Source organism: Candidatus Aeolococcus gillhamiae (genome assembly GCF_016464765.1).
GTDB lineage: Bacteria > Chloroflexota > Dormibacteria > Aeolococcales > Aeolococcaceae > Aeolococcus > Aeolococcus gillhamiae.
The window spans coordinates 43282-53640 of sequence record NZ_JAEKNS010000080.1; the positions used below are offsets into that span (position 1 = coordinate 43282).

General features: G+C 69.7%; 10 protein-coding genes. 3 read left to right on the plus strand and 7 right to left on the minus strand.

The features are described from left to right. The first annotated feature begins 9 nt into the window (after positions 1–9). From ppk1 to JF886_RS08045, 3 genes are read left to right on the plus strand one after another with little or no spacing between them, the layout of a single operon-like run. The gene (ppk1, locus tag JF886_RS08035) at positions 10–2103 is read left to right on the plus strand and encodes a polyphosphate kinase 1 (protein WP_337311307.1); all 2094 of its coding nucleotides are present in this window, start codon (positions 10–12) and stop codon (positions 2101–2103) included. Further along, the gene (locus tag JF886_RS08040) at positions 2096–3538 is read left to right on the plus strand and encodes a CHAD domain-containing protein (RefSeq protein ID WP_337311309.1); all 1443 of its coding nucleotides are present in this window, start codon (positions 2096–2098) and stop codon (positions 3536–3538) included. The genes ppk1 and JF886_RS08040 overlap by 8 nt, the downstream gene beginning before the upstream one ends. After that, positions 3523–3987 (plus strand): SixA phosphatase family protein, encoded by a 465-nt coding sequence (locus JF886_RS08045; RefSeq protein WP_337311310.1) that lies wholly within the window; start codon positions 3523–3525, stop codon positions 3985–3987. The genes JF886_RS08040 and JF886_RS08045 overlap by 16 nt, the downstream gene beginning before the upstream one ends. Here the strand turns inward: JF886_RS08045 and JF886_RS08050 are convergent. From JF886_RS08050 to greA, 7 genes are read right to left on the minus strand one after another with little or no spacing between them, the layout of a single operon-like run. Continuing rightward, entirely contained in the window at positions 3956–4354 is a 399-nt protein-coding gene (locus JF886_RS08050; RefSeq protein WP_337311312.1) for a glycerophosphodiester phosphodiesterase, read from the minus strand. The genes JF886_RS08045 and JF886_RS08050 overlap by 32 nt on opposite strands. Before the next feature lie 39 nt (positions 4355–4393). Then, positions 4394–5542 carry an NAD(P)/FAD-dependent oxidoreductase gene (locus JF886_RS08055; protein WP_337311314.1) on the minus strand — a complete coding sequence of 383 codons (1149 nt, stop codon included), beginning with the start codon at positions 5540–5542 and terminating at the stop codon, positions 4394–4396. A 13-nt stretch (positions 5543–5555) separates the two neighbouring features. Then, positions 5556–6182, minus strand: coding sequence for a CYTH domain-containing protein (locus JF886_RS08060; protein WP_337311316.1), 627 nt, complete (start codon positions 6180–6182; stop codon positions 5556–5558). Continuing rightward, positions 6179–6682, minus strand: coding sequence for a PaaI family thioesterase (locus JF886_RS08065; protein WP_337311318.1), 504 nt, complete (start codon positions 6680–6682; stop codon positions 6179–6181). Before JF886_RS08065 ends, JF886_RS08060 begins: the two co-directional genes overlap by 4 nt. Before the next feature lie 34 nt (positions 6683–6716). Beyond that, complete coding sequence (gene serS, locus JF886_RS08070; protein WP_337311320.1) at positions 6717–7970, minus strand: serine--tRNA ligase; 1254 nt, start codon at positions 7968–7970, stop codon at positions 6717–6719. Between the two features lie 4 nt (positions 7971–7974). Beyond that, on the minus strand, positions 7975–9570 hold the full coding sequence (gene lysS / locus JF886_RS08075) for a lysine--tRNA ligase (protein WP_337311321.1): 1596 nt from the start codon (positions 9568–9570) through the stop codon (positions 7975–7977). 31 nt (positions 9571–9601) lie between these two features. Then, a complete protein-coding gene (gene greA / locus JF886_RS08080; protein WP_337311323.1) occupies positions 9602–10063 on the minus strand; it encodes a transcription elongation factor GreA in 462 nt (153 codons plus the stop codon). Between the last annotated feature and the right edge of the window lie 296 nt (positions 10064–10359).

Genomic DNA, 10359 nt, shown 5'->3' on the forward strand with positions numbered 1-10359 from the left:
AATGTGCCCATGGCAGTCTCCCGGCGCGACCCCCCCGCCACCAGGGCCGGGGACGTCTCGGCACCTCACGAGGTCGCGCCGCGATACCTCAACCGTGACGTCGCGTGGCTCGACTTCAACCGACGTGTGCTGGCGCTGGCCTCGCGACTGGAGGTGCCCGTCCTGGAGCGCGCCAAGTTCCTCGCAATCGCGGCGCACAACCTCGACGAGTTCTTCCAGGTGCGCGGCGCGGTGCTCGCTCAGAACGTGGAGACAGGGCTCAGCGATCGCTCGCCAGACGGGCTGACGCCAGCGGAGCAGCGCGAGCTCTTCCGCAAGTGCACCTCCGCGTTCGCCGCCGACCTCGACGAGACGTACACGAGGTCGGTGGCCCCGGCGCTCGAGGCAGCGGGTATCTGCATCTCCGACTACCACGACCTCGATCACCGCGACCGGGCCGCCCTGGACACGTACTTCGCGCAGCAGGTGTTCCCCGTGCTGACGCCGCTCGCCGTCGATCCGGCGCATCCCTTCCCCTACATCTCGTCGATGTCGCTGAACCTCGCCGTGGTCGTCGCCGACCCCGTGACACGCGACCAGCGCGTCGCCCGGGTCAAGGTCCCCCCCGCACTGCCTCGCTTCGCGGTCCTGCCCAACACCACCCGCTTCGTGCCGCTCGAACAGGTGATCAGCGCTCACCTCGATGCCCTCTTCCCGGGCATGGACATCCTCGCCCACCAACCGTTCCGGCTCACCCGTGGCGCCGACTTCCAGCTCGACAGCGACGAGGATGACCTTCTCGAGGCGGTGCGGGACGTCCTCAAGCGCCGCCGCCTCTCCCCGCTGGTGGTCCGCCTCGAGGTCGACGAGCGGATGTCGGACGAGGTGCGCGACCTGCTGGTGCGCGAGCTGGAGATGGACGAGCGTGACGTGCAGGTCGTGCACGCGCCTCTTGACCTCGCGGCGCTGTTCCAGCTCGCTGCGCTCGACCTCCCCGAGATCAAGTACCCGCAGTGGGCGCCCACGGTGCCTGCGGCGCTGCTGCCCCAGGAGGGTGGCTTCGACATCTTCGCCGCCGTGCGCGCTGGAGACGTGCTCGTGCACCACCCGTACGAGGACTTCGACGCCTCGGCAGTGGCGTTCATCGAGCAGGCGGCCTCGGATCCGTCCGTGCTCGCCATCAAGCAGACGCTGTACCGCACCTCGGGCAAGAACAGCCCGATCATCCGCTCGCTCGTTCGTGCCGCGGAGTCGGGCAAGCAGGTGGTGGCGTTGGTCGAGCTGACCGCCCGCTTCGACGAGCAGGCGAACATCACCTGGGCAGAGGCGCTGGAGCAGGCCGGCGTCCACGTCATCTACGGGATCGTCGGGTTGAAGACCCACGCCAAGGTCTCGTTGGTGGTCCGCAACGAGGGGGGGCGCGTCAATCGCTACTGCCACGTGTCGACCGGCAACTACAACCCGATCACCGCGCGCATCTACGAGGACATCGCGCTGATCACCTGTGACGGTGACATCTGCGCGGACCTGGCCGAACTGTTCAACGCCCTGTCCGGGTACAGCCGCGACGTGCAGTACCGCCGCATCGTGGTGGCGCCACAACAGCTGCGCCCCACCGTGGTGGGTTTCATCCAGCGCGAATCCCGTCCCGGCGGTCGCATCCTCCTCAAGCTGAACGGGCTCATCGACTCCGAGGTGATCGACGCCCTCTACGAAGCGGCGGAGGCCGGCGCGGAGATCGACCTCATCGTGCGCGGGATGTGCGCCCTCAACGCCGCCGCGTGCGCCGCGCCGCAGCGCCTGCGCGTCCGCTCCCTGGTGGGGCGCTACCTCGAGCACTCGCGGATCTTTCGCTTCGGCGCCGGCGATGATGCCGACTACTTCATCAGCTCCGCGGACCTCATGCCTCGCAACCTCGACCGTCGCGTCGAGGTCGCGGTGCCCGTCTTCCAGCACGGCTCGCGCAAACGCCTCGACGAGATCCTCGATCTGTCACTGGCCGACGACGTGCTCGCCTGGGAGTTCGATAGTGCGACGTGGCGAAAGGTTCCGACGACCAAAGGCATCAACGCTCAAGCCGCCCTGCAGGAGGGCGCGGCCCGGCGCAATCGGGGCGGTGGCTGACCGCTTCTCGGGAACCAGGATCCGCGTTCCGCTGGAGACGTCCGTCCCGCGGCTCCTCATCCAAGCTGGCTATAAGGTGACCAGCAGCGCGTCGAGCCGCAGCACCCGTTCGCTGTTCGACACCGGCGACCGCCGCCTCGCCGCCGGAGGCGGCGAGCTGTCGCTGAACCGGCGCGACGGCTGGCGCTGGCGTCGCGACACACTCGGCCATCCCAAGCTGACCTCCCGCGAGTGGAGCGCCCCATCGAACGCCCCGCAGGCGCAGTTGCTGGATTGGACGCGTGCTTATCGCCGCGGGCGGCCGGTCGCGGAACGCGCCGTGGTCACCATCCACAGCCGCCGCCATACCGTCGCCTCCGCACACGCGGATTCCGTGTTGACGCTCGTCGAGGAGCGCCTCGACGAGCACACGCAGACGGGAGCGACGCCACGGCTGCGTCACGTCCAGGTCGTGGAGGCCGGTGCGAACGCGACAAGCGCCATCGCCGTCCTCGCCGAGGCCTCGGTCGACGATGCGCCCGCGCTGGCGCTGCTCGGGCGGGCTCGCGCCCGCGCTCCCCGGCTGAGGATCCCTGATCCCAGCGCGACCGAAGCGCGGGACGTGTTCACGCGGAGCACCACGCTGTCTCTGATCCAGTGGCTGTATTTCGATGGCGAGCTGCCCGCCGGCTCGCCCGAGGCCCTGCGCAAGCTGCGGGTGGCGTTGCGCCGCCTGCGCAGCGACCTGCAGACGTTCGCTCCCCTCCTCGATCGGGAGTGGGCCGATGGCCTCCGCGACCAGCTCGGCCGGCAGGCGACGCGTCTTGGGGTTGTCCGCGACCTCGAGGTGCTCGGGGACCGCCTGGCGGCACTCGTCGCGCTGCTTCCGGAGGCCGAACGCCCGGCCGCGCTGCCGTTGCTCGACACCGCGGGGACGCAACTGGCCGCCGCCCGCGTCGAGCTTCTCGACGAGCTCGGACGTGCGGAGTATCTCGAGGTCCTCGACCGCGCGGTGGACGCGGTCACCGCACCGCGATGGAAGGACGGCGACGGCGACCCCCGGGCGACACGCCTGGCGCGACGGCCCTGGCGGCGGCTGCGCAGCTATGTCGAGGCGCTGAGCGACACGCCTGACGACGCGGAGCTGCACAGGGTCCGCATCCTGGCGAAGAGGGCCCGATACGCGGCCGACGCATGCGTCCCCGCGGCAGGGGCGCCGGCGGCCGAGTGCGCCGCACAGCTGGCAGCGTTGCAGACGGTGCTCGGCGAGCACCACGATGGCGTGACTACCCGGGACTGGTTGCAGCGCGAGGCGGAGGCGATGAGCGGCGTGTCGTTCATCGCCGGCGAGTTGGCCGCGCTGGAGCTTCCCAACGTTCGCCGAGCGTCCAAGGTGTGGCGCGACGAATGGGCGAAGATCTCACCCTCGCGGAACTGGCGATGGCTGCGCAGCTAATCCACGTGGTGCGCCACGCGCACGCCGGCGAGCGCAGCGCGTGGACGCACGACGACGACCTTCGTCCCCTCTCGGACCGTGGCTGCATCCAGGCGGAGCGCCTCGCGACAACATTGAGTGCGACGCCGCCGTTGGTCATCTATTCGAGCCCGTCGCTGCGGTGCATCGCCACCGTCCTGCCGCTGGCGCACGCGCAGCGCCTGCCGCTGAGCACGCTCGGCGTGCTCTACGAGGGCGGCAGCGCGACCGCGATGCTCGAACGTCTCGCGAAGGAGCGCTCACCCGTGGTGGTGGTGTGCACGCACGGCGACGTCCTTGCCGACCTGCTCGAGCTGATCGCCGCCAGCGGCGTCCAACTGGCCGCGACCCGCGCCGAGAAGGGCTCCACATGGACCATCGAGGTGGACGACGGCCGGATCACCGCGGCGCGGTACGCACCGCCTCCCTGACCGAGGAACGGAGCTCAGCGCTGCGACTCGGCTCCGACTGTGAGCGCAGGGCGAGCCGCACGAGGTCGACTCGATCGGTGGTGATCGAATCCACGCCGGCGCCGGCCATCATCCGCGCCGCCAACGGGTTGTTGACGGTCCACGTGTTGACATGCAGGGCGAGGCGGTGCGCCTCCTCGACGAGCTGCTCGGACACCACCCAGTGGTGGACGCAGATTCCCGCCGCTCCCGCGTCGGCGCACGTCTGCCGAATGTCCTGTGGCAGCCGATCACGCCAGGGCAGGCCACCGAGGCGGCTTATGCTCTCACGAGGCGCACAGCGCAGCTGCATGGCAGCGCGATGGATCTCGGCGGCACTGCGACGCAACCCGCTGACGTTGGCGTGGCTGCGCCAGAGCGACTTTCCTCAGGACGCCGCGCAGCGCGCCGCGTCGAGCCATCCCGGCAGCGGTTCGTCGTTGAGGATCCGGTCTGCGAGCGCCCGGGCAGCGTTGACGGCGAAACCCATGCCGTGGCCGGTGTAGCCCGCGCAGACATAGATGCGCCGGCAAGCGGGCGCCAGGCCGACCAGCGGGAGGCCGTCCTCGCTGAACCCCATCGTTCCAGCCCAACGATGGGTGACGGCCGCGGCGACGCCGAGCTCGCGCAGGTGCGCATCGAGGTGGGCCTGCACCACCTCAGTCGTGCCGAGCTGGTAGCCGATCTCCGCCGCCGGCGCGCGGTGGCGGAACCCGCCCACCAGGACGGCACCGTCGTCACGCTGGCGCCAGTAGCGATGGCCCCACTCCGCGTAGACAGGGCGCGGCACCAGGGCGGCAACCGGGGCCGACGCGAGCATCTGGGCGCGGACGGGCCGGATCGGGATGGCGGGCAGCAGCTGGGCGGTCCACGCGTTGGTGGCCAACACCACGAGTGAGGCCTCGACGGAGGCGTCTTCGAGGTGCACCGTCGCGGTGTTTTCGCCATCCTCGACAGCAACGACGGGATGGTTCTCGAAGACACGCGCGGCTTGAGGGATCGCCATGCCGCCGACCAGGCGCACCGGGTCGATCTCCCCGTCGCTGGGGTTGACGAGCGCGCACGTGGCCCCGGGCACGTCGGACGCCCGGCTGATCACGCCGGGGAGGCGGTCCTCAGCGAGGAGGGTCGCGGCGGCCTCGAGGCTGGCGGCCTCAGCTGCGTCGAGGGCTGCGGTGACGCTGCCACGCACATGGTGGGCGGCGTCGAGGTTCGCGGCGGCGGCAGCGACCAGGGCGTGGTTGGCGATCGTGAACGCCCACACCTCCGCCGCCGTGGTCCGGCCGTAGCGCTCGACGGCGCGGGCGTAGTTCTCGGCGACGCCCGCCAGGAGGAAGCCGGCATTGCGGCCGCTCGCGCCGGCGGCGAGGTGGTCGCGCTCGAGGAGGATGGCGTCGACGTCATGGCGGCGCAGGACGTCGAGTAGCGCCACCCCGGTGATGCCGCCGCCGACAATGACAACCTCGGCACGCCGCGGCGGCCGGCCGGGCGGCGCGATGGTGGGCGGAATTCCCCAGACGGGACCGGCAACGGTCATGGCCGTGAGGTGTTCACGTCGAGACCTCAGGTGGGTCGTGGCCCAGGGCTCGCAGTGCGCGCAGGTACTTGGGTGTGGTGTCCACCACGGCGCCGCGGGCCAGCAGCAGGGCCACCATCCGATCGGCCAGCGCCTGGCCGTCGGCGGCATGCTCCACCTCCACCTCCGCGAAGCGCGAAACGGTGCGGGCACCGTCGCGGACGGTGACGCGGTCATGGACGAGCTCGACGCTGCCGCTGGCGTCGGCGACGTCCACCTGGTGGCGAACGGTGTCGAGCTCGGCCACCGGGTGCAACATCGCAGGGTCGATCCACTGCACGACGCATGCTCTCATGGCCTCTGGGATGCGCTCGCCCCCGGCCTCGATCTCCAACTCCTCGCGCACCACGGCGTCACCCTCGCGACGTGATCGCCCCTTGTACGTCCAGACGCCGTTGCGATGGCGCAGCCCCACCCCGGTGTGCGCGAGATCGAGGTCGTCGCTGTCCCAGTACACGGCGTGCAGATGGTTGTCGCCCTGGTCGACAACGCTGACGCCCTCGAGCGCAGTCATCGACGGCAGCACGAAGTCCTCGGTGATGGCAAGCTTGACCTCGCGCTCCTCGGCGGCCGGCCCGGAGGCGCCGGGTGCGTCCGTCACTCGGGCTCGTCGGTGTAGTCAGCGAAACCGGGCCATGCCTGGTGCATCCGTCCCAGCAATGAACCCGGGATGGGCAGGTAGGTGCCGGTGGCCTCGGCGACGACGGTGCCGTCCGCGAGCGACATCCGTGACTGCGCCTGCATCACCCTGCGAGTGAACCGGGTCGTCCAGGCCTCCACACGCAGCGCCACCCCGAGCGGTGCCACCTCGCGAAAGCGCGCCTCCATCCGCCCCGTCACCACCCAGCGGCGGTGGAGCACCGAGCATCGTCCCATCACGTCGTCCAGCACCGCTGCGATCAGGCCGCCGTGGACGAAACCCGGAAACCCGGCGTGCTCCTCGCTGGCCACCCAGGAGGTGATCACACGGTCGCCCGCGAGGTGGTACTGAAGATGCAGGCCGCCGGCGTTGCGCAGACCGTGGACGAAGTTGCGCTGGTACTCACTGTGGTCATTGAGCCACGCCTGGTCGAGGGTCTCATCGTGCTCGGGGTCGCTCATGAGGGGCAGCGTAACGAGCCGGCTTCGCTGGGCGTCAGCGTAGCCGGCTCGTGCCGCCCATGTAAGGCTGCAGCACTGCAGGGATGGTGACGCTGCCGTCGGCCTGCTGGAAGGTCTCGAGCACCGCGTCGAGTGTGCGCGGCACGGCCAGCCCGCTGCCGTTGAGGGTGTGGACGTACTGGGGTCGCTCACTCGCCGCGCTGCGAAAGCGGATCTGGGCGCGCCGTGCCTGGAAGTCACCGAAGACGCTGCACGACGACACTTCGAGCCAGCGCTGCATGCCGGGCGCCCAGGCTTCGACGTCGTATTTCTTCCATTGCGCAAAACCCATGTCACCGGTGCACATGAGCAGCACGCGGTGAGCGATGCCGAGGCGTTGCAGCAGTGACTCGGCGTGGGTCGTCAGCAGCTCGAGCTCGGCGAGCGATCGTTCGGGAGTCGTGAACCGCACCATCTCCACCTTGTCGAACTGGTGCAGCCGGATGTAGCCGCGGGTGTCCTTGCCGGCCGCACCCGCCTCGCGGCGCCAGCAGGGGGTGAAGGCAACGTGCGCGATGGGAAGGTCGGCGCCGTCGAGGATCTCCTCGCGGTAGAGGTTGGTGACCGGCACCTCGGCGGTGGGGATCAGAAAGAGGTCGTCGTCGGTCTTGTAGGCGTCGTCCTCGAACTTGGGCAGCTGCGCGGCGCCGACCATGGCGCTGCGCCGCACCAGGTACGGCGGGGCGATCTCGCTGTAGCCGTGGTCGATGGTGGCGACGTCGAGAAAGAAGCTGATCAGCGCGCGCTGCAGGCGGGCGCCGTCACCTCGGAGGACCGCGAAGCGCGCGCCACTGAGTTTGGTGGCCCGCTCGAAGTCGAAGATTCCGAGCGTCTCGCCGAGCTCGTAATGGGTCCGCGGCTCGAAGTCGAAACGCGTCGGCTCTCCCCAGCTGCGCACCACCACGTTCTCCGCCTCACTGGTCCCGTGGGGAACCGACGCGTGCGGCGGGTTGGGGACATAGAGGAGCAGCTCCTCCACGCGCGCTTCGAGAACGGCGAGCTCGGCCTCGCCGGATTGGATGCGCTGCTTCACTTCCCCCAGCGTGGAGCGCTGCTCTGCGGTCGGTGCGCCCCGGATGCCCGACGAGGCGCGCTTCTGTTCGGCGCGCAACCTCTCCACCTCGGTGCGCAGCCGCCGGGCCTGCGCATCGAGCGCGAGGATCTCATCGATCGGCGCCTTCTCTCCCTTGAGGCGCGCACCCTCACGAATCGACTCGGGGTCGTCGCGCAGCCTCTGCAGCGGGATCACCGGCTCAGCTCTCCTCGGCTCGTCGTGACGGCGAGAGGTGGGAGTCCTCCTCGTGAGTCCCGTCGCGGCGGCGGGGCCGCATGGTCGGGAACAGCAGCACGTCGCGGATCGTGGCGGCGTCGGTGAGCAGCATCACCAGGCGATCGACGCCGATGCCGAGGCCACCGGCGGGCGGCATACCCACCTCGATGGCCTCGAGGAAGTCCTCGTCCAGGTGGAAGGCCTGCTCATCACCGGCAGCGCGCAGACGCGCCTGGTCCTCGAATCGAGCACGCTGGTCGATGGGATCGTTGAGCTCGCTGAAAGCGTTGGCCACCTCGCGCCCGGCCACGACGAGCTCGAACCGCTCGACGAAGCGGCCGTCGTCGCTGCGCTTGCGTGCCAGCGGCGACACCTCCGCGGGGTAGTCGAGCACGAACGTCGGGTCCCACAGCTCGTTCTCGACTCGCTGCTCATACATCTCAGTCAGCGCGGTGCCCGGACCGGCCCCCGGTGGCAGGTGCACGCCGAGCGACCTGGCTCGGTCAGGGAGCTCGTCCCAGGCATCGAGCGGATCGAACCCGAATGCCTGCGCGACCAGGTCGACCATGCGCGCGGCGCGAAAGGGAGGCGTCAGCACCAGCTCCCTGCCGCTGAAGGAACGGCGCAGTGGATCGTCGCACGGGACCGTGCCGCCCTCTTCGTCCGAATGCTGTGGGCCGAGAGCATTGGCGGCGTCGACGATCAGGGACTCGGTCAGCTCGCGCATGCCGTTGTAGTCGGTGTACGCCTCGTACGCCTCGAGCATGGTGAACTCGGGGTTGTGACGCGGCGACAGGCCCTCGTTGCGAAATACCCGGCCCATCTCGTACACGCGCCGGTAGCCACCGACGAGCAGGCGCTTGAGGTGCAGCTCGATGGCGATGCGCAGGTAGACGTCGGTGTGGAGAGCGTTCCAGTGGGTGACGAATGGACGCGCGTGGCCGCCGCCGGGGATGGGTTGCAGAATCGGCGTCTCCGTCTCGAGGAAGCCGCGGCCGTCGAGCGTGCGGCGCAGCGCGCGAACCACCGTCGTGCGCGCCGCGAAGTGGCGACGCTGCTCGACGCTGGCGAGCAGGTCGAGGTAGCGCTTGCGGTACCTCGTCTCCTGGTCCTGGAGGCCGTGGTACTTCTCGGGAGGCGGCTGCAGCGCCTTGACGAGCAACGTGACCTCATCGGCCACGACGGTGGGCTCGCCGCGCCGCGTCCGCATCACCTTGCCACGCACCCCGACGATGTCGCCGAGGTCGAGCAGCTTCACCACCGCGAACTGCTTCTCGCCGACGCGGTCGAGCCGCATCCACACCTGCAGACGGTCGTCCTCGGCCTCGATGTGCGCGAAGCAGCTCCTGCCCTGCTGGCGGTACTGCATCACGCGCCCGGCGACGCGCACATCCGGGCCCTCCGCGGCATCCTCACCGTCAGCCGGGGCGGGTGCGGACGCTTCGAAATCGGCGAGCACCCGCCTGGCCCCGTCCAGGGTGACGGAGGGGACGAAGTCGACGTTGTAGGCAGGAACGCCGAGCGCGGCCAGCTCGTCGATCTTGCGGCGGCGTTCGGCAGTGAGGTCGTCGGCGGGCATCGCGGCCCAATCTTGCGGCTTTGCAGTGCGGTCAGGAGACGCGGACGATCTTCACCCGACGCGGCCCACCAGGACTCTGCACGTCGACCGACTCGCCGTTGCGGTGACCGATCAGCGCTTTGCCGACCGGCGACTCCATGGAGATGCGCCCGCTGGCGACATCGACCTCGGCCGGTCCGACGATGGTGAACACCTGCTTGCCGAACTCGTCCTTCAGCTCCACCTCGGAGCCGATGCGCACCACGCCGCCCTCGGTTGACTCCTCGATGGTCACGGCGTTGCGGAGCATGTTCTCCAGGGTGAGGATCCGCCCCTCCACCATGCCCTGCTCGTTCTTGGCGTCCTCGTATTCTGCGTTCTCGGAGATGTCGCCAAAATCTTTGGCGTACTTGATGCGCTCGGCGATCTCGGCGCGGCGAACGGTGCGCAGCTCCTCGAGCTCGACCTCGAGCTTCTGTTGTCCTTCCGCAGTGAGCAGAACCGGTTTGTCCATGGAGTGAGACCCCTCGCCCGCGGGAGCGTGGGTCGCCCCCTGCGGATTGAGCGGCGGAGTATAGGCCAGCCCGCCCTGTCACGGATGTGACGAAACGCCTACGTTCGTTGACCCTCTCTGGCACCGGGTCTATGATTTCGGCGTTGCCGTGACATCCCCCCAGCCCCCCCTCTCGGGGCGTCTCTGGTACGCCAGGGGCGCCCTCTTTTTATAGGGGCGAGGCAGATCCTCGCCCCTCATCAGCGCGAAGTGAATTCGCGCTGATACACCCCACTCCTCGGCGCGCTCGGCGCGCC

Excerpts from the sequence above, each read along its gene's own strand:
- ppk1 (WP_337311307.1), top strand. The coding sequence starts at position 10 with ATGGCAGTCTCCCGGCGCGACCCCCCCGCCACCAGGGCCGGGGACGTC.
- JF886_RS08045 (WP_337311310.1), top strand. The coding sequence starts at position 3,523 with ATGGCTGCGCAGCTAATCCACGTGGTGCGCCACGCGCACGCCGGCGAG.
- JF886_RS08055 (WP_337311314.1), bottom strand. The coding sequence starts at position 5,542 with ATGACCGTTGCCGGTCCCGTCTGGGGAATTCCGCCCACCATCGCGCCG.
- JF886_RS08065 (WP_337311318.1), bottom strand. The coding sequence starts at position 6,682 with ATGAGCGACCCCGAGCACGATGAGACCCTCGACCAGGCGTGGCTCAAT.
- lysS (WP_337311321.1), bottom strand. The coding sequence starts at position 9,570 with ATGCCCGCCGACGACCTCACTGCCGAACGCCGCCGCAAGATCGACGAG.
- greA (WP_337311323.1), bottom strand. The coding sequence starts at position 10,063 with ATGGACAAACCGGTTCTGCTCACTGCGGAAGGACAACAGAAGCTCGAG.